Origin of the sequence: Bacillus sp. AG4(2022) (assembly GCF_031844465.1) — a bacterium.
GTDB classification, from domain to species: domain Bacteria; phylum Bacillota; class Bacilli; order Bacillales; family Cytobacillaceae; genus Bacillus_AB; species Bacillus_AB infantis.
This window is the reverse complement of the sequence record NZ_JAUZVH010000009.1, coordinates 71,775-94,502: the sequence shown is the minus strand read 5'-3', so window position 1 is coordinate 94,502 and position 22,728 is coordinate 71,775. Positions and strand designations below refer to the sequence as shown.

Here is a 22,728-nt window from a genome sequence, read left to right as displayed (position 1 = left end):
GATGTGACTGACTGGTCACTACAGTGCCTAGCATAACTGACTGACCGGTCATGCGTCAAGTTTTACCACAGGTTTAAAATGTGGCGATATTGTGACTGGCAGCAGAACGCTGCAGTATCTATAAATGGCTTTAAGAGACCCAGACAGGGAGGTTCTGATCAATTGAAGGAAAAAGAAAAACTGATACTTGATTCCGCTAAGAAACTATTTGCAAAAAAGGGCTTCAGCTCAACCTCCATCCAGGAAATCGTCAATGACACAGGCATGTCAAAGGGAGCCTTCTATCTTTATTTCAAATCAAAGGAAGAACTCCTTCATGCTATTTTCGACAATAGCTTCGATGAATTGCATGCAGAAATTTTTGTATATGAAAACAGGGAACTGGAGCCCCGCGAAAAATTCATCAGCCAGCTGGGTTCCCTTTTCAATACATTTGCCACTCATAAAGACTTTATGATCATGCTTACCCGGGAGCAGGCGCTGCCAAGGGATGAAGCACTAAAGGAACTTATATTTGCACGGATCATAGAGGTGCATCAATTTTACAGAAATGGCCTGTCTTCCATCTATGGTGAAAAAATCACTCCATATCTTTGGGACCTCTCCATGATGATCGAAGGTATGTTCCACCCGTTCTTTAAAATTCTTATGCACGATCCTGAAAACTTTAAAGCAGATGGGGTTGCTGAATATATCATGCGAAGGATGGACAGCATTGTCGGCGGCATCCTCGAGGAAGAGCCGATCATCTCTGAGGAAAAAAATGCAGCTCTGCTGGAAGCAGCAAAAAAAATGCTTGCCGGGCACAAGGGTAATTTAACTTCGGCGGTGAAAAGCATGAAAAAGGAAGCGTTGTCAGGAAGGCATAAAGAAGATCTGGCAGTGTCCATGGAAGTGCTGGAAGCGGAAATATTGAGCAGCAGCCCAAGGGTTCCAGTCATTCAGGGCATGCTGTCCAACTTCAAGGGAATCCAGGAATTTGATTCCTATATTTCTGTGATTGCAGCGCATTTCCATATAAACTTGTGATGGATTGGGAGGGATGTGTAAGAGCATTGACTCACCCCCCGAAAAGGCTTCATATAAAAAAAGGCAGGAGAATGCATCAATGACGCATTTTCCTGCCTTTATACCCTTTCTTTATCTTTCTCGTAAACGGACTCCTGGAATTCCTTCCATTGCCTCAGCTGTTCAGAATACATACCAAACTCTTTTTTATTCCTGCAGTCCAGGGACTGATTGACTTTATAGCTCAAATGGTTCATCTTTAATGCCAGGTCAAAGAAAGAGCATATCTTTCCGGTTAAATAATAATCTTCTAAGTCAGATATAGACATATATACTTGCCGCTCTCCGTTAATATTGATTAAAAAGAACCATCCCAGAAGGTCAACATACTTTTTCTCACACGTTATGGCCAGAACATCGCCCTTTTTCAAATCGAGCGGTCCAGGCGCCTTAGCCGCACAGCATGCCCTGCAGACAGGATATTCATGCCTGAAAGCTTCCAATACCGCAAACTGATGATTCATATCAGTCCCTCCTATCAAAAATTTTAAGATATGTATTAAAGCGGGACTGCAGAGGGGGTTTGGCAGGTCAGTCCCGCTTTAAGTGATATTGATTCTCAATATCATTAAGTTTATTACAATTGATATTGATTCTCAATGTCAATTTGAAAATAGCATTTTTAAATTTTCATTTGATTAGCTTCCGGCAGAAAAGCCGCACCCCCAAAGGGATGCGGCTTCAATGGACCTGGCGGGATTTCAACCCGCAAAATGCACAATTTTTCACAGTAGTAAAAACCGGCTGCTCTTTGCATTGAGCTACAGGCACCATGCTATTATATTCACCAGTTTACAAAACTTTATACAAAAAAAGAATGCCGCGGCAATCGCGGCACCCCCTGGATGATTATTTTATAAAAAACAGAAGCCCGGAAAAAGGACGTTTTTTCTTGTCAGTCACTTTTATTCTGTCTGCCAGAATCTTTTCCTGGTTTTCCTCGATCCATCTTTTGACTTCCATCTTATTTTCGCATGTTGTATGATACATTTCACCGCTTTTTCCTGAAGCATTAATGACATATCTGCAGCTTGTATTTCCCATGCAAAACCACCCTAATAATGATTTTTCACTCATTATAGCAGGTTCATAAAATAACGCATCCATCTTTTATCCTGCCTTTTCCCTGTTGATTTATAGCTGATTTCCCAGCATTTTTAAAGGCAAAATCTTCTACTGGCCCTGGTTGAGGGTTTCGCTCCAATCAAGGATGGCGTCACCTTCCAGATATCTTTCGGCGTCAAGGGCCGCCATGCAGCCGGTTCCTGCAGCTGTGATGGCCTGCCTGTACCTTTTATCCTGGACATCGCCGCAGGCAAACACACCTTTGATATTGGTCTCTGTCGTGCCAGGCTTTACAGTGATATAGCCAGACTCATCCAGGTCGATCTGGCTGCCGAGGAATCCTGTGTTGGGCCTGTGGCCGATGGCAACAAAAATGCCGTCTGTTTCCAGGACTTCTTCCTCTCCGGTTTCATTATTCAGCACTTTAAGGCCGGTCACCTTATCAGATTCTGATAGGACCTCTACAGGAGTCCTGTTCAGTTTCCAGCTGATTTTCTGATTTTCCCTGGCCCTGTCCTGCATAATCTTTGAAGCCCTCAGCTCATCTCTGCGGTGGACAATGGTTACATTGTCAGCAAATTTAGTAAGGAAGTTGGCTTCTTCCATGGCAGAGTCCCCGCCGCCGATGATCAGGACCTTTTTCCCGCGGAAAAAGAACCCATCACAAGTGGCACAGGTGCTGACTCCCTTGCCTATATTGTCTTTCTCGCCGGGAATGTTTAAAAGCTTGGCAGAGGCGCCGGTTGAAAGAATGACTGATTCTGCTTCTATTTCTCCAATACCGTCTGCCTTCATCCTGAACGGCTTTTTTGAAAAATCTGCTTCTGTCACCCATCCTCTCTTAAAGACCGCACCAAAGCGTTCAGCCTGCTTTCTCATATTATCCATCAGCTCAGGACCCATGATTCCATCGGTGAAGCCCGGGAAGTTCTCGACCTCTGTCGTCAGTGTCAGCTGTCCTCCAGGCTGATCGCCCTCAATGATTACCGGATTCATATTGGCACGGGCCAAATAGATTGCTGCAGTCAGGCCGGCAGGTCCAGTTCCAAGAATTACTACCTTTTCCATTATGATCAACCTCCAATAACAGTTTCTATTGTTCCGTACCCTTTTCATCCTTATTTATAACAGGCAGCTGCAACTGGCCACTTGACACTTCCCTGTAAAAAAGGAAGCTTCCCTCATGACTTGGGAAGCTTCCTGCAGATCTATTTGTCCCTTATTCTTAAAAGCCGCAGCCCATTCAGCGTGACAATCAATGTTGCGCCCATATCAGCAAAGATGGCAATCCATAAAGTAAGCCAGCCGGGAATGACGAGCAGCAGGGCCACAAGCTTAATGCCCAGCGAGAATGTAATGTTCTGCTTGATGATCGTCATTGCTTTTCTGCTCAGCTTAACCGTAAAAGGCAGCTTCCCGAGGTCATCAGCCATCAGTGCAATATCAGCCGTTTCAAGAGCTGTATCCGTACCAGCGCCTCCCATGGCAATCCCAACTGTTGAAGCAGCCAGTGCAGGTGCATCATTCACACCGTCTCCCACCATGCCGGCACGTTTATATTTCTCCCGCAAGTCTTTGATATAGGAAAGTTTGTCTTCAGGCAGCAATTCGGCTTTGATGTCGGTTACCCCCGCTTGGACTCCAATGGCTTTTGCCGTTCCAAGATTATCACCTGTCAGCATAATAGTTTTCTCAATTCCTAATGCATGAAGCTTTTGAATGACATCCCTGCTATTTTCCCTCAGCACATCTGCAACAGCAATCACTCCCATTATTCCAGCAGGAGTTCCTGCTGCCATCACTGTCTTGCCCTGGTTTTGCAGGTCCAGTATCACCGTTCTTAATTCTTCAGGAATTCCATTCTGCAGTACTTCATCAAAAAGATTTGGACTGCCGACATAGCAGGTTTCACCACCTATCTTGCCTTTAATTCCTTTTCCCGTGATGGAGGCAAAGTCCTCCACTTCAATGTTTTGATAGTCCAGCCCTTCCTGCTCCGCTTTTTTCATGATGGCTGATGCCAATGGATGCCGGGAGCCGTTCTCAAGGGCAGCCACAGCAGAAAGCAGCTGTTTGGAGTCAGTCCCTGGAGAAGGGATAAAATCTGTAACAGCGGGACTCCCTTTTGTGAGGGTCCCTGTTTTATCGAATGCCAGGGCTTTTATGCCCCCCATCTCCTCCAGATGGATTCCGCCTTTGATCAGTACTCCATTTTTAGCAGCATTGCCAATCGCCGTCACAATGGCAACCGGAGTTGAAATGACCAGGGCACACGGACAGCCAACCACCAGCACTGCCAACCCCTGGTAGATCCATTCGCTCCAATCAGCACCAAAAAATAGAGGCGGAACAACTGCCGCACCGAATGCCACCACTATAATAATTGGTGTGTAGTACTTGGCAAATCTGTCGACAAATGCCTGTGAAGGGGCTCTTTCGGCCTGGGCTTCTTCAACAAGATGAATGATTTTGGCAATTGTTGTATCTTCTACGCGCTTGGTCACCTTAATTTCAAGGACACCTTCTTCATTTATCGTCCCAGCGAATACTTCATCTCCCTTTGTTTTTGACACAGGGACAGATTCACCCGTAATGGCAGCTTGATTAACAGAAGATAAGCCTTTATCCACTGTTCCATCCATCGCAATTTTCTGGCCTGGCTTTACTATCATGATATCGCCAAGCTGGATATCCTCCACCTCAACCATCAGTTCCTGATTTCCCCTGCGGATCAGCGCTTCCCTAGGGGATATATCCATCAGCGTCCGGATCGACTGGCGTGCTTTATCCATTGAATAGGTTTCCAGGGCCTCACTGATGGCAAATAATATGACAACAGTGGCCCCTTCCCCCCATTCACCTATAAATGCTGCACCAATGACCGCTATGGTCATCAGCGTCCTCATATCAAACTGGAGGCGGAAAAGGTTTTTTAAGCCTGTAATAAAAAGACGGCAGCCGCCGATTGCTATTGAAGCTGCGTACGCCAGGGCAGAGAACAAACTTTCCTCGCCGTTCATGTGTCCAGCTGCCCAGCCGATAATCAGCAGGACGAAGGAAGCTATAACATAAGAATGCTTTTGCCAAAAAGGCTCTTTCTTTTCTTCAAACCGCTGATTCTCAGGGATGATCCGCAGGTTTTCAAAGGCACCGGCCTTTTCCAGTTCCTTAATCGTGGCGTCTCCGTATACAGTCAGTTTTGAAGCGCCAAAGTTTACATTTGCATTAGAAACACCATCCAGGTGTTTTACGTTCTTTTCGAACTTAGCTGCACAGCCTGCTCAGGAAAAGCCCTGCACTCTATAGACCGTTTTATCAATAGATTTCCCCAAAGACTCACTCATTGGCCGGCCACCTCCTTTTGATGTTCGAAGGCAATCCGTATCAGCTGCTTCACATGCTCATCATCCAGGGAATAATAAACGAGCTTGCCTTCTTTGCGGTATTTTGCCAAACCAAGATTGCGCAGCAGGCGCAAGTGGTGGGAGGCTGTAGCAGTCGTACTGCCGACAATATTGGCCACATCACATACGCACAGCTCCTGTTCATGGCAAAGGGAAAGAGCAATCTTGACCCTGGTATCATCGGACAGCGCTTTGAATATTTGCGCAACTGCCTGTGTATTTTCTTTTTCAATGCTTTTCTTTATACGTTTAACTTTTACTTCATCCACACATTTTACTTCACAAATGTCATTCTGCTTCATAGCTTCACCTCAACATTCAAACATGTATTTGATTATTAGTTTATGCAATTATTGGCAAACGGTCAAATAATTGTTTGAATGTTCCGGGAAAATTTCTGTGAAGTATGTGTCTATTTTTTGAAAAAGCAAAAATCCTTTCTGACATTTGTTCAATAAGGATTGTTTCATTGAGAGGTTTTTTTGTATGCTAGCATAGTAAAAGAAGATTTAAAGAGAGAGGGAGGTTCGATGAAGAGATCTATTTTTCCGATTCTTGCTGCTATTACGCTTGCGGCAGGATGTTCTTCTGCAGAGGAGGATTCCTCACATGCAGGCCATTCAGATGAACATAAGGATCAGGGTGCTCCAGAATTAACTTATACCCTGGGAAGCAATGATTGGGCGGCCGTGACCACTTACACAGACAGCCCGGAAATACTGGAAGCTTATCAGTTTGCAGTCGAGCATCCCGAGGTACTTAATTATATGCCATGCTATTGCGGCTGCTACGAGGAAGATGGCCACGAAAGCAATACCAATTGCTTTGTTGACAGTGTCAGCGGCAGCACCGTTTCCCTTGATACAATGGGCTTTGGCTGAGGGGTCTGTGTAGACATAGCCCGTGAGGCTAAATCAGAGTTTAATAAAGGGACACCTCTTAAGGATATCCGTACAATGATCGATGAGAAATATAAAGGGACAGGGATTGAATCAACTCCTACCCCAATGCCTGAAGTGTAAAAGCTTTGGCGGCAAAGGAAAAGCACACATCTGAAACTGCAGATGTGTGCTTTCTATTTTTGAATTTTAACAGGAGCTGCCTTCATTTTCACATTTCTTACTTAAACCAAGACCTGCGCTTGACTCAAACGCCAGTTTCGCTGAACCGCTTGATGCGATCTCCTATCTCATCACTCACATGCTTACCTACCTTTCGTTAACCTGCCTCAATTGGCATAGGATAATTCTGTGGGTTTAAAAAATTTCCACATAAAGATGATTAGCAGCATGATGCCTGAAGCCAGCCAAAAAACATTTGCCATTCCTATTGCTTTTTCTAACGAATATCCAAAGATTGGCCCTACAGCTGCTCCCAGATCAATTACGATTGTATAAGATGTCATAAAAAAGACTTTCCCAGAAGACTTAGAACAATATTGAGACATAAGTGTATCCATCACGGTAATAAGACTTGAAGAGGTCAGCAGATGCAAAAGTAAAAAAGGCAGCCATACTGCAATCGGCAGATGCAGGGGAATCACCGCCAGAAGAATCGCAGCCACACCTAAAAATGACAGCAGTATCTTGTGTTTTTCATCTGTTCTGTCCAATGCAGATCCTACTTTTGACACGACGAAAGGAGCAATTCCCCATCTGATTGCCTGCATAATGCCAGCTAAAGCAGCTGCCCCTATGGCCAGCCCATGGATATTGACTTGATCTGAGTATTGAATTTCAATCAAATGGCTTAAGCTTGCTGTCAGCATCCCATCAAGAAGCATCATCACCAGGAAGGCTGTCAGAAAAATCCTGATTAATTCTGGTTCCTTAAGCAGCTTCACATTTTCATATATGGTTGGTCCTGTTTGTTTTGGCGTATTTGTATGCAGAGCCTCAGGAAGAAATAGATGCAGGAAAGGAAGAATGATGAAAACAGAAAACCCTAATATCATACTGATGGCTGACATCCCGAACAAATCAGCAAACAGACCCCCTAGAAGCATGCCGAACAGGCTTCCGAGCCTGTACAGCCCGTTATACAACCCCATGAGCTGGCCCCGATTGCTGTCCGCTGCAAGCTGTAATATCAATAAATAAGCTCCAATCTTAAATATGGACCAGCAGAACCCCCAGATTGACCGAAGAAGAATCCACAATTCAAAATCTTTCACCACACCATATCCTAAGGTCGTGATGCCGCTAAAAATAACAGCTATGTACATCGCATTTCGAAATGTGACCTTTTTAAAGAAAAAACCAATGAGCGGATTCAGCGGCAGTCTCACAAAGCGGTTAACAGAAAGTAATACGCCGACCTGGATCAAAGATGAAAGCCCCGCTTCTTTCCAATGGACCGGCAAAACAATATAAAGCATAGAATCACCAGCCATACAGATTGCGGTCAAAAGGGCCATGCCTATTATAGTCTGCCTGTCAGTCTGCATTCTGCCCTCCCCTTTCAAAAGGACCAGTCATGTTTGGCTGGTCCTTTGTGCTGACTTATAAATTTTTTAATTCCAGCGAAGCGACAACGGCAGGTCCGCAGCAAGATTCCTGGCCGGCGCTCGCAGCCATGGTGTCAGACACACAGCAGCTTGATTGGATATTCGTGCTGCATACCCCTGTCTCGGGCAGCTCAAGCTGCACTTCTTTTGCGCCTTCTTTATCGCCGGTTAGATACGCTACTATGGAACGGACCTGTTCATAGCCTGTCGCAAGCAGGAAAGTCGGGGCCCTGCCATAGCTCTTCATGCCTGCAATATAGAAGTCCTTCTCAGGCTGGCGCAGTTCCTTTTCCCCATGCGGCCGGACGGTCCCGCAGCTATGGATATTCGGATCTATCAGCGGTGCAAGTTCCCCGGCACTTTCTACTGCAGCATCCAGCTGCAGCCTCACTTCATGCAGGAATGCTGTATCCGGCCGGAACCCCGTGCCTGCCACAATTTCATCAATATCCCCAATGGACATCTCTTCTCCATTCAGTTCTCCGATTAAGGCTAGTTTACCGTTGACTGATTGGACCTTGCTGATATGAAACGGAGTTAAAACCTCCACAGCCCCGGACTCCACAAGCTGCTGAATTCTGATACCGAGTTCTCCGCGGGCAGGCAGCCCATCGTTTTCCTGCCCGCCATACACTTCAGCTATATGCTTTTTTCGAAGTATCCAGTGAATAGCTGTATCAGGATATTCTTCTTTAAGCCTCGCCAGTTCAAGGAGGCCGTTAATGGCAGAATGGCCGCTGCCCACCACTGCAATGGTTTTATTTTTATATTTGCTTCCCTGCTTTTGAATATCAGGGATACCATAATGAATGCGGTCTCTCAGCGTTCTTTCTGACTTCGTCCAGATTCCATTCGATAATATAGGATTGGGATTAGTCCATGTACCTGAGCAGTCAATTACGGCTCTCGCTTCGAATAATTCTGTGGAATCTTCAACATCCACATAGATTTGAAATGGAGCGCTGTCCCTCTTTCCCGTTTTGAGTTTATCGTGTGCTTTTCTTGCGATACCGGTGACTTTTGCTTGTAATAAAATGTTTTTCTTTATGGCCGGAAGGCTGCTTAAAGGAAGCAGATACCGCTCGATAAGCTCCTTGCCTGCAGGCAGCTCTTGATCATCCGGAGCTTCCCATCCTGATGCCTCCAGCAATTCCTTCGCTGCTGCATCCACATTGTACTGCCAGGGGGAGAACATTCTGACATGGCTCCATTCCTTTATGCTGGAACCCGCACCATCACCGGATTCAAATAATATAAATGGCTCTTCTTTTTTCACTAAATGGGCTGCTGCTGCAAGACCGACCGGACCTCCTCCAATAATCGCAACAGGCAATTGCCCCTCATTAACCCTCTTCATCATATGTCCTCCTCTATTTAAGCAAAATTTTTAACAGCCTTTATTGTCTTTCCTGTCTCCGCAGCATACCGGGGATTCTGTCATGACATTCGCCAGAAGGCGGACGGATCGCTGGACAATATCCCGCTCAAAATCATTCATACGGGCAAAGACATCTTCCAGATAGGTATTCACCTGCTCATCAATGCCATCTGCAACCTTCTTTCCTGAGTCTGTCAATGAAAGGATGCTCGCCCTTTTATCTTCTTTGGATGGAAGCTTTTCAACCAGCCCCATTTTGCTTAATGTCTGAATCTGCCTCGAAAAAGTGGCAATTTCCACACCCAGAAGATCAGCGACATACTGCATGGACGGATTATGATTGACGCTTATTTCATAAAGGATATGGCTTTGAATCGCGGATACATCTATTCCATCTACAGAACAGCACACTTTGTTCAGCAGTCCAAAGCTTCTGGTAATGGATTGAAATGATTCTCTCATGCTAGTCCCTCCCTATATCAATGCAATCTTTTTTTCCTTCGTTTCCGTGATGCCGGAAATGATGGAGCAAGCTGTTTTTCTAAGGCCTAATATAAATCTGAATGTCGGACCATGACTATGGGATGAAAGGGGACCTGCAAAATAAAGTCCAGGTATATTCGATTCAAATGACTCACTCAATCTTGGGAACTGGGAAAAACCTTGTTCCCTGTCAATTTGCTCACGCAATTCGGCATTGATAAAATAGGCTTTGTCTAAATCGATATGAAACCCTGAAGCTGACAGGAGATGGTCCGCCAGCTTTTCTGTCCCATCAGACAACTTTAACAGCAACTGGCCATCCTGTTCTTTTATCTGTTGAATTTGTACATTTGCCCTTTGGGGAACGATTCCGTCGACATATGGTTTTAAGAAATGGGCAATACTCCCTGGCGACTGGCCCCATTCTTCTTTCTTTTCATCATCAGTGAGATGGAAGAATACATTACCCAGATCCCTCAGTTCTATCTCAGCTTCTCTGCTTCCGGCATAATTAGGTGATGCGGCTCTGTACACCAGCTCCACCTCTGCTCCCTCACGCTTTAATAGACCGGCTGCTTCCCATGCACTCTGTCCGCTTCCGAGCACGATAACCTTTTTATCCTTAAAAGCGGAGAAGTCTGTGTATCCGGAAGTATGGGAAACCAGCTTCGGGGAAAAATTTTTAACCATTTCCGGCAAGTATTTATAATGTTCAACTCCCGTTGCAACAACTACATTTCTGGCAAAATGCTTTTCGCCTGAATCTGAAACAACTTCATAGATGCCTTCCTTAAAGGAAACATGAGTGATTAATTGAGGAGTAAATATGATTCCTGCTTTCTCCGCAAACCAGCTGGCATATTGTGTAAAAATCGTACGCGGAAGAGGAGTCACAAGCTGTATCCCTGTTTCCGCTGCAAATTGATGTACTGTCCACTTATCCTCAGGATCAGAAAAACTCACAAAATCATGCGGGGTTCGGATAAACATATCCTGCGGCATTTGATTTTTCCAAAAATCCATAGGATATCCAAAAATTTTATAAGAAAGACCATTTCCCAATGCATGGGCAGCAAGTGAAATTCCATAAGGCCCAGAACCAATAATGATGACATCCAACATAATAACCTCTCCTTTAGTTTACAAAATTGAGTAAATTTATGTATAAATAAAATACTTATAATTAATTTATAATACTTTTAGTTGAAATTTACAAGTAATTTTAAAAAAAAAAAAAAAAAAGAAGCCAGCAGGCCCTGATGTATTTAGCAGCCAATTGCTCTCATATCTTTTTAATAAACCGGCAGTATGAGAGGAAATGAGTGATGGACTTATAGAAGCTTTTTTCGTTTTGTTGGATTTTTGGTCAATATGCTTTCCTCTTCCTTATGGAGGGCCAGAAAAAAAGAAATGACATGCAGAAGGATTTCACTTGAAAAAATCAAGCAACTTCATCCACCATGGATCATCAAATTGACCATCAGATACCTGATGAAAACCGCTGAAGATCCCCAAATGTGTGATACCCTGTTCATGGTGGACATTTGGCGTATAGAAAGAGAAAAAAAGAAAATTCGTTCTCTCTGCTTTAACGATTGCCGGAGGCGGTTCTCCAGTTTGCTTCTCACTAAATTCCAGATAGTCCTGTTTTGAAGGATTGGTCAGGATCAATAAAATGGCCAGTAGAACTGCAGCTCCAAAAATAGATAAGCTCCTATTCCTCATGAATCTGTACCTCCATTCTTCTTCTTAGAAGCACATTTCGTTTAATTCCCCTGTAAATCCTTTTTTTTTAAACGATTTTGCCCAAAAGAAAAGGAAGCCGAACGGCTCCCCGTTTTTTTTATCCCTACAAATACTTCCTGTGTATCCCTTTCCCGTCATAGGTAAACAGCATCTGCTTGCCCTCAACGATCGTTTCGAGATTGACGCTGCGCCCCCAGAGCTGATGAACATAAGGAAGGACTTTCTCAAGGTACTTCAGATCCAGTTCAATTCCTTCAAATCCGTGCTTTAAGTACAGCTCCCCGTTTTTCAGATAGTCTCCGTCTGCGACTGTTAAGTATGGGAACCCTCCATTGACCCTCATGCTGACAAGCTGATCCCTTACCTCTTCCCAGCCTTTGTCCACGATCTTATAATCCTTCCCCTGCTTCTGAAACAGATACATATCCTCCCGCATGACAAGATCCTTAGTCAGGTAATTGCGCAGGAAGGAGATATCTGATTCGACCTCGCGCACTTCAAACATCTTCTCCCTGCCGGATCCGCTTTGGACGCCGCGCTTTTTCATTTCCTCTGAAGGATTGTCATAGCGGTCTTCAATATCCTCGAAAATTTTCAGGCCAAGATAATACGGATTGATATTAGTCCTCGAAGGCTGCACCACCCCTGCGTTAAGCTTCGCAAATTCAATGGATTCATCGCTGGTCAGATCCATCTCGCGGAGGATCCTCTGGTGCCAGAAGGATGCCCAGCCTTCGTTCATGATCTTCGTTTCCAGCTGCGGCCAGAAATACAGCATTTCCTCGCGCATCATCGTCAGTATATCCCGCTGCCAGTCTGTAAGCTCCCGGCTGTATGATTCAATAAACAGCAGGAGGTCCTTTTCAGGCTGCGGGGGAATTTTCTTCAGCTTCTTTTTCTTCTCAGGCTTCTTTTTGCTTCTGCTGTCCAGATTCCAGAGATCATCGTAAGGAGTCGCAGCCGGTGCTTCCTCTTCTTCATATTCAAAGTCTTCCGCGCTCCAGGCAAGCTTCGGCCGCATCAGGCTTGGATCAATATGCTCCTCGATGGCTAGCACAGCATCCAGGAAGGTTTCCACCTCATGCTTCCCATGCTCGATTTCATACTGGCGGATCCTTTCTGCTGTTGCAGACATGCTCTCCACCATGTCCCTTTTTGTATTCTGGAAACGGATATTGTTCTTGAAAAAGTCGCAGTGGGCCAGGACGTGGGCCACAATCAGTTTATTCTGGATAAGCGAATTCGAGTCAAGCAGAAACGCGTAGCAGGGATCTGAATTGATGACAAGCTCATATATTTTTGATAGGCCAAGGTCATAATGAAGCTTCATCTTATAAAACTGCTTGCCAAAGCTCCAGTGGGAAAATCGTGTGGGCATCCCGTAGGCGCCAAATGTATAAATGATATCGGCAGGGCATATTTCATACCGCATCGGATAAAAATCCAAGCCGAAACCCGTGGCAATCTCGGTTATTTCCTGTATGGCATGCTCAAGGCCTTTGCGGTCGGTGTCTCTCATCATCTCTCCTCCTTCATCTTCTTATCTCAATTTATGAGAGAAGGACGGGATTGATGAATCAATAAAAAGGGACTCTGCATCCTGAGTCCCTTAGTGCCTACTTTTTCTCTTCCACCGACAAGCTGATCAATTTATCATTGACAGTGTCATGCGACACCCTTACGACAACTGTCTTTGTTTTCTGTCCTTCTTTTACCTGAAACTCGAACAGATCTGCTGCCGTATTCTCTGATAATGCCTGGCGCCCCTGGTACTGGTAGTCGACGACTTCTTCCCCGGGATAATCCTCTTTGATCACGGAAGTCGCTATGCGGCCGAATTTTTCATAATCAGGCTTCTGCACAGCCAGGGCTGCCGGAGAAGCAAGTGCTGATAATAAGAATCCAAAAAGCAGCATAGAAAGAAAATGTTTTTTCATTTTTCAATCCTCCATCTTTTTCATTAGCTTTCTTCAGAACTGCAGACTTTATGCATGGTCATTTACTGCAGAGAAGTATCCTGCACTGCTTGTTCTATACAGGTAAAAGATGAAAGACGCGCTGTATCAGGAAGACCAAGATTTGCTGAGAGAAATCTGTACTGAAGGGCGCAAACTAATATCATCTCCTCAACATAGGAGGGTGAGCCAGATGAATAAAGTCGATTATGACCGGGCGTTATACTACACACACCGTTCAGAATGGGATAATCTCCTGATATTAATGGTCCGAACCCAGGACCAGTTCCTTTCCAAGAAAATTGAGCATTTCCTGCATGCGTATAACTTTGAAAAAGACTATTCCATGATCGAAAAGCATTTGTATTCTTTGCTGAGATATATCGATCATGCAAATGAAATTTCAGAGGACAGCCTGTTCAAGGAGCCTTTGTCAATATAACAAAAAAAATTCCACCAAAAAAACACGGTCAATCAGGCCGTGTTTTCCTTTGCTTCCCCTATTGTTTTCTCCTGCTGTCCTTCCTGGAGCAGCTTTCCTGCAATAACAGCTGCTGCGAAGGAAAAAATAAGCAGGAAGGATAGAATATAAAAACTGAAAGCTATGCTGGAGGCTCCTGACAGCCCGGTAAAAACAAGCAGCAGCAGCGTCCGGATTAAAAGCCCCATGGACCGGAAAAGGCTGTCTGTCCTGCCGATCAGATGATTCGGCACCCTTTCCATCATCAGTGCATTCCTGGCCACTCTTGTTCCAGCATTGCCAAAGGCAAGGAAGATCGCTAAGGACAAGAAGACAGGAACATCTTTTATAAAAACAATGACCGAAATGGCTGCTGTATAGGCACCGATCGTCAGAATCATCGACCTTTCATTGCCCCACCGGGAAGTGATGGCCGGAACAGCGAGTCCGGCCAATGCGGCTCCTATCCCATAAATCATGCTTTGGGTTCCATATACCGAAGCATCAGCCTGCAGAATATCCGCGATATAAACAGGGAACAGATAATTGGTCACCATGACGCCAATAAAAGGCATCATTGAAGCAAAAAGGAAGACAAACAGCACCGGACTTGCTTTAAGAAACAGCAGACCGCCTCCAGCTTTCACTTTCCCCTGCTGTTTAACAGAATTTTCTCCTGAGGTATAAGGAATCAGCCAAAACAGCCCAAATGCTCCCAGATAGGTCAAAGCATCAATCAGCAGCAGCCGCTCCAGAGGGACAGTGGATATGATGGCCGCTGCAAGCGCCCCCGCTGCCACGCTTGAAAGCTGGCCCTGAATCTCCATGGCGCCATTGAGCCTTCTATAGTGGGAAGGGTCGAAAATTTCCTGGTTGAATGCAAAGATGGCGGGATAAAACAATGTATAATAAAGGCTTCCAGCCCCGTACAGAATGATTAGATGAACTGTTTCATAATCGAGTCCAAAATAGCCGGCTGCGGAAAAAGCAGCGATTATGATAAAGCCTGCTCCTTCCCCGAACAAAAGTATCCTTTTGCGGGAAAAGCGGTCAATCAGCTGGCCAAAAAACGGTGTAACAGCAAAATTGATGATGGTCATGGCTATGGCCGCATAACCGAAAACCTTCCCGCCGTTTTCACCGGATGCAAGCAGCCAGGGAATCGCAATCATGGTAATCCCAGACCCGATGGAAGACAGAATATTGGCAGCAACAATAAAGCAGAAGCGACGATCGCGGTACAATCCATTCATGCTTTTTCCTTACTTGCCTTTCATCTGGACATAGCCATTTACATAAAGTTTCAGTTCATCCATCAGCTGATCGACGAGAGCTGCCGGCTCCTCGTTCAGCCCGTCATTATCATAATCAAAGCAGTGAGGATCAAGCACAAGCTGTTTTGGGATCACATTTGCATAGACCCCTCTTCCAACAGTCCTCATATTATTCAGGGCATTAATGCCCCCTTTTCCTCCGCCGGATACAGCGAGCAGTGCAACCGGCTTATGTGCGAACTGATCACTGCTCAGAAAATCAAGGGCGTTTTTCAGCACGCCGCTCATGGCGCTATGGTATTCAGGCGAAGCAAGAACGATCCCATCTGCCTCTGCAGCCCTCTGGCGCAGCTCCTTTACAGCCGTCAGCTCGTACTGGTGCTGCTCCCCGCTGTAAAGGGGAATCTCACCCAGGCTTAAATCAATCAGGTCTGCTCCGTACTTTTTCGCAATATACCGGGCAGCGATTCCTGTTCTGCCCTTTTTTCGTGGACTTCCGCTAAATACTGCAATTTTCATGCTAGTTCTCTCTCCTTTTCTGTAGCTTCTCTATGTTCTTATTATAGGGAGAGACTGCACCGCGGAAATCGTCGCTTTGTTTTAATGTTACATACACATTTAGTCTAACTGAAAATTCAGGCACCTACAACTTTGGATGGAGCCGTATTAAACAAGCTTCTCCCTCACAGCCAGCAGTGCTGCCTGCGTCCGGTCCGAGATCTCGAGCTTTGACAGCAGATTGGATACATGTGTCTTGACCGTTTTCTCTGTGATAAAAAGGGAGGCAGCGATTTCTTTGTTGCTTTTCCCTTTCGCTATCTCCTTCAATACATCGAGTTCCCTTTTTGTCAGTTCATCTATTGGGCTTTTCTTCTTATCCTTATTGGACAGATGTGACAGCAGGTGGGAGGTTGCCTTTGGATGCAGCTGATTTTCCCCTTGCGTAACCTGGACGATCGCCTTGACAAGCTCATCCGGTTCAATATCCTTCAGCTGGTATCCGGAAGCCCCTGCCTCAAGTGCCGGAATGACATGGTCCTGATCGGAAAAGCTGGTTAGCATTAGAACCTTTGTTTCCGGGTATTTCTGTTTGATCATTCTTGTTGCCTCTATCCCATTCATATTCGGCATATCCAGGTCCATGAGGACTATATCCGGCTTTAGTCTCCCTGTCTGCTCGACTGCTTCCAGCCCGTCCTTTGCCTCCCCCGCAATTTCAATCTCCTTCTGCGTCTTAAGGAAAAAAATCAGACCCCTTCTGACAACATTGTGGTCATCAGCCACCAGCACGCGCACTTTCATCATAATCCCCCTTAAATTGGTATGCTTATCTGTATTTCTGTCCCTTTGCCTGGCGCAGTTTTGATAGAGAAACTGCCGCTAAGCATTTCTGTCCTTGCCTTCATACTGTTCAGTCCCATAGTAGGCAGGCCTTTTCCTTTATGATAGTAGAATCCGCAGCCTGCATCCTTTATGATCATTGTGACTCTGCTGCTGTCTTTCTCCACAAAAAGCCGCACCATATCCTTGCCTGAGTGCTTCTTGCAGTTTCCGAAGGCTTCCTGCCCCATTCTCCACAATGCTTCTTCAATTTTCCCCGGGAGGGCAATGATTCCTTTTACTTCTGCCTCTACCTGTAGGCCGAGCATCTGGCCATAATTCTTCAGGGCGCTGACAAGCCCGTTCTCAAGGCCGCGCGGGCGAAGCTGCCAGATCAGTGCCCTCATCTCGCTGAGCGCCTCCTGGGCAAGATCTTGTATGTAAGAAAATGTTTCCTTCACTTCAGCCCCTTCGGCCATTTCCATCCCGCCCCTTGCCGTTAAATTCACAGAAAACAGCAGCTGATTGACAGAGTCATGCAAGTCTCTTGCAAGCCTGTTCCTCTCAGCCGTAAGAGCCAATTCCTGCTCCCTCTGGGTCAGGGCAATCCGTTTAAGGGCCGTGCCTATTTGAAACGCAACTGATTCCAACAATGCCAGCTCCCCATCAGAGAATCTGGTTTTATGAGGGGAGCCGATATTAAGAATGCCGAACCTCTCTTCCCCTGCCCTCAAGGGGACACTGGCATGGTGGGTCAGCCCATTCGTATCTCCGCGCCCCTCTTCAATCGCTTCTTCAATCCGCTTGCAGCCGATAATATTGGTCGCCTTATTCAGCTTGCCATTATTGAATCTGTCAACGCACCAGCAGCCTCCCTGGCACATTGGCGCATAGTGATTTAAGGACAAGGCCTGCGGAAGCCGCTCTTTTGCGGCAAGATGATATCCTCCTTCCCCATCAATCAGAAAGATCCAGCCTGTTTCCAGATTTGTCACTTCAAGCAGCTTCTTCAGCACTTCCGGCAAAACTGACTTTATATCCGTCCCCTCATTGAGAAGCTCTGCGATTCCTTTTAATATTTTCACTTCAGAAAGCCGGTCTTCCATGGTCATAGTCGTGCCTCCCATTTTTACTCTCTTTATTATAAAGCTTTGTGAACAGTTCGGCCTTCGCATTTTGGATGAGAAGCGTCTGCGGCTAAAGTTGCAGCTTCTTTATTAAAAATGCGCAGAAGAAAAGGCGGATTCTGCTCTGCAGAACGGCCGCCTTTTCTTTGGTCAGGCCTTCTTGGCCTCTTCAAGCTTTTTCATTTTTTCATCAATCAGATTCATGAACTCGTTTTCAAGCTTTGCCAGCTTTTCCCTGCTCTCTTCCAGTCCTGTGCTGTTGACTCCGAAATAGAATTTGATCTTCGGCTCTGTTCCGGAAGGACGCAGGCAGATCCATGAACCGTCCTGAAAAAGATACTTGATGACATTGGACTTCGGCAGGCCGATTGGTTCTTCCTCGCCTGTGGCCGGCTTTGCAAGGCCTGTCAGATAATCCTCCATCCTCAGGACCTTCCATTCACCCAGGCTTTCAATCGGATCTCTTCGGAAGGAAGCCAGCGTTTCCTGGATCAGCTCGGCCCCCTGCTTCCCTTTAAGGGTGAGAGATCTGAGCCCTTCCAGATAATAGCCATATTCCTTGTAGATAGCCATCAGTGCATCGTACAGCGACATACCCTTTTTCTTGTAGAAAGCGCATGCTTCTGTCGCCAGAAGGGCAGCCTGGACGGCATCTTTATCACGGGCAAAATCGCCGATCAGATAGCCATAGCTCTCTTCGTAGCCGAACAGGAATTTGTAGCTGTTTTCTTTATAGAAAGCATTGATTTTCTCAGCGATGAATTTAAAGCCCGTAAGCACATCCATGACCTCTACATCATGGGACTCGGCAATTTTTGCACCCAGTTCCGATGTAACAATCGTTTTCAGCATCGCTCCATTGGAAGGAAGCGTTCCCTTTGCTTTCTTCTCGTTCAGAATATAGTGAAGCAGAATGGCGCCGGTCTGATTCCCGGTCAGAACGGTATATTCCCCTCTGTCATCCTTGACTGCGATTCCAAGCCTGTCTGCGTCAGGATCTGTTGCGATCAGAAGATCTGCCCCAACCTCATTGCCGAGCTTGATTGCGAGTTCAAATGCGGCATGCTCTTCCGGATTCGGGCTTTTGACAGTTGAGAAGCCCGGGTCCGGAACAGCCTGCTCCTCAACGGTATAAACATGCCTGTAATCCATTGCTGCCAGTATGTCCTGCACTGGCTTACCGGCGGTGCCATGCAGCGGGGTAAATACTACTTTTATGTCTGTTTCACTGCCGAGGGCCGGATTTTCAGAAATGGTTTTGAGCTTTTCCTGATAAGCCTGGTCCACTTCCTCCCCGATCATCGTAATGAGCCCCTGCTCCAGCAGAGTTTCTTCTTCAGCCGCCTCTATCAGCAGCTCATTTTCAATTTCATTGACTTTTTCTATGACGATGTCTGCGCTTTCAGGAGGCAGCTGTGCGCCATCCTCGCCGTATACCTTATAGCCATTATATTCAGGCGGGTTATGGCTTGCGGTGATCACAACACCGGCAAATGCCTGCAGATAGCGGACCGCAAAGGATAACTCAGGCGTTGGCCTCAAACCATTGAATACATAAGCACGGATTCCGCGCGTTGCCAGCGTTTTAGCCGTCTCCATTGCAAATTCCTTTGACATATAGCGCGAATCGTACGCGATTGCCGCGCCTCTTTTTTTAGCTTCTGCCCCGTATGTTTCAATATAGGCAGCAAGTCCGGCTGCTGCCTTCCTGACCGTATAGATGTTCATTCTGTTCGTGCCGGGGCCGATTTCTCCCCTCATGCCGCCTGTGCCGAATTCCAGATCTTTATAGAAGGCATCCTCCATCCTGCTGTCATCCAAGCGAAGCTCTGCCAGCTCCTGCTGCAGGCTGCTGTCCATATTTGCATATCCAAGCCATTTTTCCGCTTTTTGTTTCCAGTCCATCTCTTTACCTCCCGGCTGCCTCTCAACAGGCTGATTGCAGTAAAGCATCTGGCGCTCGTTCTGCTTATTTGTTATGTACTTGTTCATCCCTTCACAGGGACTGTTTATTTTATACATTCTGCTGCGGCCCGCGAATTTCCTCCTGAAACCTTTCGAGCTTTCACGACAATTTTCCGCAATTATATTATATAGAAAAAGGCCTGCCAGTGAAAGGCAGGCTGCTGATGTTATTTTTTGTAATGAATCTTATAGATATCATGGCGCCGGTCCTTCAGCTGGCGGACTGTCCCGTCCTGGCGCTGGCGCCTGAGGATTTCAAGGTCCACGTCCCCGATCAGCACCATTTCGATATTGGGATTGGTCTCTCCGACGATGCCATCCCTTGCAAACTCAAAGTCTGACGGCGCAAAAATGCCTGACTGCGCATATTGGATATCCATATTTTCCGTTTGCGGCAAGTTCCCGACCGTTCCCGAAATGACCGTATAGATTTGATTTTCGACCGCTCTTGCCTGTGCACAGTACTTGACACGCAGATAGCCTTGGCGGTCTTCTGTACAAAACGGGGTAAAAATAATCTTTGCGCCTTTATCTGCTGCGATCCTGGCAAGCTCAGGGAATTCAATATCATAGCAGATCTGGATCGCAATCCTTCCGCAGTCTGTATCGAATACCTTCACTTCATCCCCGCGGCTGATCCCCCACCATTTACGCTCATTCGGGGTGATATGGAGCTTATATTGCTTTTCAATCGTGCCATCTCTCCGGAAAAGATAGGCAATATTGTAGATTTCATCATCATCCTCTTTGACGAAATGGGAGCCGCCGATGATATTGACATTATATCTGACAGCCAGATCGGTAAACAGCTCGATATATTCTTCTGTGTACTCTGTAACCCTCCGCACTGCAAGGCTGGGTGACTTTTCATCAAGGAATGACATCAGCTGCGTGGTGAATATCTCAGGGAAAACCGCAAAATCGGCCCCTGCATCTGAGGCGACGTCTGTAAAATATTCCACCTGGTTTGCAAAATCATCAAATGAACTGATTTGCCTCATCATGTACTGAACCACACAAATCCTTACTGGATAGCTTGTTTTATAGAATCTTTTCGTTGTTGGCAGGTAGTCGACATTATTCCATTCCATCAGGGTCGCATATTTGTTGGACTGGACATCATCCGGCAGATAATTAGGATTGATCCGCATGAGAGTGAACTCATTCAGGAGCTGGAATGAGAGGACCGGATCATAAATTTTATGGCGGGATACCTCGCTTACATACTCGCGCGGGCTCATTTCCCCGGCATATTTATGATAGTTCGGGATCCTGCCGCCAATGATGATGCTTTTCAGGTTCATCTGCCGCACCAGTTCTTTCCGTGCCTCATACAGGCGGTAGCCGATTTTCATGCGCCGGAAATCGGGGTGCACCATTACTTCAATGCCGTATAAATTATACCCATCCTGATTATGGTTCGTAATATAGCCATTATCCGTCACATCGCTCCACGAATGCCTGTCATCATATTCATCGAAATTGATGATCAGGCTGGAACAGGACCCGATGATATCGCCATCATATTCTGCGACAAACTGGCCCTCCGGGAAGACTTCCAGATGGCTCTCCAGATGCTCCCGCTTCCACGGATCCATCCCGGGAAAGCATAGCTCCTGCAGGGCTATGATTTTATCAATATCTTCAGCCCTTGTATTGCGTATGATCATTTTCTTCTCAAATTTACTCAAATCCAATTTTGACATACTGTCTGCATCTCCTCTTATTCGCGCTGCATGTTAATGGCATTTACACTATGAGGGCCTTTTCTCCCAAGGCTCCGTCACGCCCGCTGTGAATAAGGAGGCTTTCAGGCTGATTGCCTTCAGCACCCCCTCAGAAATTTCCTCATGGGTAAGCCATCTGGCCTTTTCCCCTTCAAAACGGAATCCAAGAATAATCCTCATCCACTTGAGAGAGGAAGTTTCCAGGCCTTTGAAAGGCTCCCTCGAAGCATGGCTGCCTTTAATCTCATACAGCTCTGTAAACTTGTCATCTTTCGCTATGTACTGCAAAAGCCACTGGAAGCTGTCCGAAGCATCGCTTCTCATCCAAACGGCGGCCAAATCGAACGTCCCCCGGTCCAGAACAGCTTGGATCAAGCCTTCCTGGAACTGGACGGGACTGTAATAGTCTGCTTGTATAAAAGATACGTCTCCAGGTACAGAAATTTCTTCCATCATTTTTAAAAAATGGTCATGGCTTCTGCCCATTGCACTGACATGGAATCCTTCTTTGCAGAGCGATTCAATCACTCTTTTTAACATACCCGTTCCGCCAATGACTAACGCATGTTTTTTCATATTAATACTCCTTTTACAGATAGGATAATATTAGGACTGATGCTCGCCCCTGTATCAATGGTAGAATGAAAGAAGGAATTTCCGGCTGCCGTTAACAGCTTATGCCTGCACATCTTCACTCATGCTGTCCTGAACACTGCAAAAATGTGAAGATTAGGTGTCTTTAATTCAAGGGAATTTACAAGTCCGGAGAATCTCTTTATAATTTCACCATAAACCAATTAAAGGAGAAGCATATGGATAAGCCAAAACAAGATCCGAGGGAAAACCTTTTATTCCTTTCCTGGGCAGCCTCCATCCTGGCGATGTTCGGAAGCCTCTATTTTTCTGAAGTCCGCCATTATGAGCCCTGCGCACTCTGCTGGTACCAGCGCATCGCCATGTACCCCCTCGCCGTCATACTCGGGATCGCTGTGATTAAAAAAGACTTTAAAATCAGCTTTTATACAATGATCCTCTCCGCTGCCGGTGCATGCATATCTATTTATCATTATTCTATACAGAAGGTCTCATTCCTTGGCGAAAATGCCCTTTCCTGCGGCAGGGTCCCATGCACAGGGCAATATATCAACTGGCTGGGATTCATTACGATTCCCCTGCTTGCGCTTACAGCTTTTATCATTATCTTTATAACAAGCTTGATCATCTGGAAAAAAACAAAGGAGGCAGTGTGA

The 22,728-nt window shown here is 46.0% G+C and carries 23 protein-coding genes; 4 read left to right on the top strand and 19 right to left on the bottom strand.

The features are described from left to right. Positions 1–162: 162 nt before the first annotated feature. A complete protein-coding gene (locus Q9R36_RS21640) occupies positions 163–1,029 on the top strand; it encodes a TetR/AcrR family transcriptional regulator (RefSeq protein ID WP_101551047.1) in 867 nt (288 codons plus the stop codon). A 98-nt stretch (positions 1,030–1,127) separates the two neighbouring features. Here Q9R36_RS21640 and Q9R36_RS21635 read toward each other — a convergent pair whose 3' ends face one another. From Q9R36_RS21635 to Q9R36_RS21615, 5 genes are all read right to left on the bottom strand, one after another. Further along, complete coding sequence (locus Q9R36_RS21635; RefSeq protein ID WP_009795084.1) at positions 1,128–1,532, bottom strand: hypothetical protein; 405 nt, start codon at positions 1,530–1,532, stop codon at positions 1,128–1,130. A gap of 385 nt (positions 1,533–1,917) precedes the next feature. Further along, positions 1,918–2,112, bottom strand: a complete 195-nt coding sequence (locus tag Q9R36_RS21630; protein WP_009795082.1) for a hypothetical protein — start codon at positions 2,110–2,112, stop codon at positions 1,918–1,920. 129 nt (positions 2,113–2,241) lie between these two features. After that, entirely contained in the window at positions 2,242–3,201 is a 960-nt protein-coding gene (gene trxB / locus Q9R36_RS21625; RefSeq protein WP_009795081.1) for a thioredoxin-disulfide reductase, read from the bottom strand. Between the two features lie 140 nt (positions 3,202–3,341). Continuing rightward, positions 3,342–5,477, bottom strand: a complete 2,136-nt coding sequence (locus tag Q9R36_RS21620) for a heavy metal translocating P-type ATPase (protein ID WP_253616497.1) — start codon at positions 5,475–5,477, stop codon at positions 3,342–3,344. Further along, positions 5,474–5,839, bottom strand: a complete 366-nt coding sequence (locus Q9R36_RS21615) for an ArsR/SmtB family transcription factor (RefSeq protein ID WP_009795078.1) — start codon at positions 5,837–5,839, stop codon at positions 5,474–5,476. The genes Q9R36_RS21620 and Q9R36_RS21615 overlap by 4 nt, the downstream gene beginning before the upstream one ends. A 228-nt stretch (positions 5,840–6,067) precedes the next feature. On the opposite strand from Q9R36_RS21615, the gene Q9R36_RS21610 reads away from it, so the two are divergent. Beyond that, on the top strand, positions 6,068–6,559 hold the full coding sequence (locus Q9R36_RS21610) for a PCYCGC motif-containing (lipo)protein (protein WP_269147780.1): 492 nt from the start codon (positions 6,068–6,070) through the stop codon (positions 6,557–6,559). A gap of 206 nt (positions 6,560–6,765) precedes the next feature. Here the strand turns inward: Q9R36_RS21610 and Q9R36_RS21605 are convergent, their stop codons facing one another. The 7 genes from Q9R36_RS21605 to Q9R36_RS21575 form a co-directional block, all read right to left on the bottom strand. Next, on the bottom strand, positions 6,766–7,983 hold the full coding sequence (locus Q9R36_RS21605) for an MFS transporter (protein WP_253616496.1): 1,218 nt from the start codon (positions 7,981–7,983) through the stop codon (positions 6,766–6,768). A gap of 55 nt (positions 7,984–8,038) precedes the next feature. After that, positions 8,039–9,403 (bottom strand): NAD(P)-binding domain-containing protein, encoded by a 1,365-nt coding sequence (locus tag Q9R36_RS21600; protein WP_094768348.1) that lies wholly within the window; start codon positions 9,401–9,403, stop codon positions 8,039–8,041. A gap of 27 nt (positions 9,404–9,430) precedes the next feature. Then, on the bottom strand, positions 9,431–9,883 hold the full coding sequence (locus tag Q9R36_RS21595) for a MarR family winged helix-turn-helix transcriptional regulator (protein WP_009795074.1): 453 nt from the start codon (positions 9,881–9,883) through the stop codon (positions 9,431–9,433). A gap of 12 nt (positions 9,884–9,895) precedes the next feature. Next, positions 9,896–11,026, bottom strand: coding sequence for an NAD(P)-binding domain-containing protein (locus Q9R36_RS21590; RefSeq protein WP_009795073.1), 1,131 nt, complete (start codon positions 11,024–11,026; stop codon positions 9,896–9,898). 306 nt (positions 11,027–11,332) lie between these two features. Continuing rightward, entirely contained in the window at positions 11,333–11,629 is a 297-nt protein-coding gene (locus Q9R36_RS21585) for a hypothetical protein (RefSeq protein WP_009795071.1), read from the bottom strand. Positions 11,630–11,753: 124 nt separating this feature from the next. Then, positions 11,754–13,169 (bottom strand): SpoVR family protein, encoded by a 1,416-nt coding sequence (locus Q9R36_RS21580; RefSeq protein ID WP_009795070.1) that lies wholly within the window; start codon positions 13,167–13,169, stop codon positions 11,754–11,756. Positions 13,170–13,266: 97 nt separating this feature from the next. Then, complete coding sequence (locus Q9R36_RS21575; protein ID WP_009795069.1) at positions 13,267–13,587, bottom strand: DUF3889 domain-containing protein; 321 nt, start codon at positions 13,585–13,587, stop codon at positions 13,267–13,269. Between the two features lie 211 nt (positions 13,588–13,798). On the opposite strand from Q9R36_RS21575, the gene Q9R36_RS21570 reads away from it, so the two are divergent. After that, on the top strand, positions 13,799–14,047 hold the full coding sequence (locus Q9R36_RS21570; protein WP_022543534.1) for a YhdB family protein: 249 nt from the start codon (positions 13,799–13,801) through the stop codon (positions 14,045–14,047). Between the two features lie 32 nt (positions 14,048–14,079). Here Q9R36_RS21570 and Q9R36_RS21565 read toward each other — a convergent pair whose 3' ends face one another. From Q9R36_RS21565 to Q9R36_RS21535, 7 genes are all read right to left on the bottom strand, one after another. Next, complete coding sequence (locus Q9R36_RS21565; RefSeq protein ID WP_253616495.1) at positions 14,080–15,318, bottom strand: MFS transporter; 1,239 nt, start codon at positions 15,316–15,318, stop codon at positions 14,080–14,082. Positions 15,319–15,327: 9 nt separating this feature from the next. Then, positions 15,328–15,858: an NADPH-dependent FMN reductase gene (locus Q9R36_RS21560; protein WP_009795066.1), complete on the bottom strand. Its 531-nt coding sequence runs from the start codon at positions 15,856–15,858 to the stop codon at positions 15,328–15,330. A gap of 147 nt (positions 15,859–16,005) precedes the next feature. Next, on the bottom strand, positions 16,006–16,641 hold the full coding sequence (locus Q9R36_RS21555; protein ID WP_009795065.1) for a response regulator: 636 nt from the start codon (positions 16,639–16,641) through the stop codon (positions 16,006–16,008). Between the two features lie 11 nt (positions 16,642–16,652). Continuing rightward, the gene (locus Q9R36_RS21550) at positions 16,653–17,771 is read right to left on the bottom strand and encodes a GAF domain-containing sensor histidine kinase (RefSeq protein WP_022543533.1); all 1,119 of its coding nucleotides are present in this window, start codon (positions 17,769–17,771) and stop codon (positions 16,653–16,655) included. Between the two features lie 165 nt (positions 17,772–17,936). Continuing rightward, positions 17,937–19,691 carry a phospho-sugar mutase gene (locus Q9R36_RS21545; protein ID WP_253616494.1) on the bottom strand — a complete coding sequence of 585 codons (1,755 nt, stop codon included), beginning with the start codon at positions 19,689–19,691 and terminating at the stop codon, positions 17,937–17,939. Positions 19,692–19,918: 227 nt separating this feature from the next. Further along, entirely contained in the window at positions 19,919–21,457 is a 1,539-nt protein-coding gene (locus Q9R36_RS21540) for a carbon-nitrogen hydrolase family protein (protein WP_009795062.1), read from the bottom strand. Positions 21,458–21,505: 48 nt separating this feature from the next. Then, a complete protein-coding gene (locus Q9R36_RS21535) occupies positions 21,506–22,054 on the bottom strand; it encodes a Rossmann-fold NAD(P)-binding domain-containing protein (RefSeq protein ID WP_101551062.1) in 549 nt (182 codons plus the stop codon). A gap of 236 nt (positions 22,055–22,290) precedes the next feature. Here Q9R36_RS21535 and Q9R36_RS21530 point away from each other — a divergent pair, with 236 nt between their 5' ends. Then, positions 22,291–22,728, top strand: a complete 438-nt coding sequence (locus tag Q9R36_RS21530) for a disulfide oxidoreductase (protein ID WP_009795060.1) — start codon at positions 22,291–22,293, stop codon at positions 22,726–22,728.

Bases quoted from the DNA above. Each gene is read 5' to 3' on its own strand.
- Q9R36_RS21635 (WP_009795084.1), bottom strand. From the start codon at position 1,532: ATGAATCATCAGTTTGCGGTATTGGAAGCTTTCAGGCATGAATATCCT.
- Q9R36_RS21630 (WP_009795082.1), bottom strand. From the start codon at position 2,112: ATGGGAAATACAAGCTGCAGATATGTCATTAATGCTTCAGGAAAAAGC.
- trxB (WP_009795081.1), bottom strand. From the start codon at position 3,201: ATGGAAAAGGTAGTAATTCTTGGAACTGGACCTGCCGGCCTGACTGCA.
- Q9R36_RS21615 (WP_009795078.1), bottom strand. From the start codon at position 5,839: ATGAAGCAGAATGACATTTGTGAAGTAAAATGTGTGGATGAAGTAAAA.
- Q9R36_RS21605 (WP_253616496.1), bottom strand. From the start codon at position 7,983: ATGCAGACTGACAGGCAGACTATAATAGGCATGGCCCTTTTGACCGCA.
- Q9R36_RS21600 (WP_094768348.1), bottom strand. From the start codon at position 9,403: ATGATGAAGAGGGTTAATGAGGGGCAATTGCCTGTTGCGATTATTGGA.
- Q9R36_RS21595 (WP_009795074.1), bottom strand. From the start codon at position 9,883: ATGAGAGAATCATTTCAATCCATTACCAGAAGCTTTGGACTGCTGAAC.
- Q9R36_RS21590 (WP_009795073.1), bottom strand. From the start codon at position 11,026: ATGTTGGATGTCATCATTATTGGTTCTGGGCCTTATGGAATTTCACTT.
- Q9R36_RS21585 (WP_009795071.1), bottom strand. From the start codon at position 11,629: ATGAGGAATAGGAGCTTATCTATTTTTGGAGCTGCAGTTCTACTGGCC.
- Q9R36_RS21580 (WP_009795070.1), bottom strand. From the start codon at position 13,169: ATGAGAGACACCGACCGCAAAGGCCTTGAGCATGCCATACAGGAAATA.
- Q9R36_RS21575 (WP_009795069.1), bottom strand. From the start codon at position 13,587: ATGAAAAAACATTTTCTTTCTATGCTGCTTTTTGGATTCTTATTATCA.
- Q9R36_RS21570 (WP_022543534.1), top strand. From the start codon at position 13,799: ATGAATAAAGTCGATTATGACCGGGCGTTATACTACACACACCGTTCA.
- Q9R36_RS21565 (WP_253616495.1), bottom strand. From the start codon at position 15,318: ATGAATGGATTGTACCGCGATCGTCGCTTCTGCTTTATTGTTGCTGCC.
- Q9R36_RS21560 (WP_009795066.1), bottom strand. From the start codon at position 15,858: ATGAAAATTGCAGTATTTAGCGGAAGTCCACGAAAAAAGGGCAGAACA.
- Q9R36_RS21555 (WP_009795065.1), bottom strand. From the start codon at position 16,641: ATGAAAGTGCGCGTGCTGGTGGCTGATGACCACAATGTTGTCAGAAGG.
- Q9R36_RS21550 (WP_022543533.1), bottom strand. From the start codon at position 17,771: ATGACCATGGAAGACCGGCTTTCTGAAGTGAAAATATTAAAAGGAATC.
- Q9R36_RS21545 (WP_253616494.1), bottom strand. From the start codon at position 19,691: ATGGACTGGAAACAAAAAGCGGAAAAATGGCTTGGATATGCAAATATG.
- Q9R36_RS21540 (WP_009795062.1), bottom strand. From the start codon at position 21,457: ATGTCAAAATTGGATTTGAGTAAATTTGAGAAGAAAATGATCATACGC.
- Q9R36_RS21535 (WP_101551062.1), bottom strand. From the start codon at position 22,054: ATGAAAAAACATGCGTTAGTCATTGGCGGAACGGGTATGTTAAAAAGA.
- Q9R36_RS21530 (WP_009795060.1), top strand. From the start codon at position 22,291: ATGGATAAGCCAAAACAAGATCCGAGGGAAAACCTTTTATTCCTTTCC.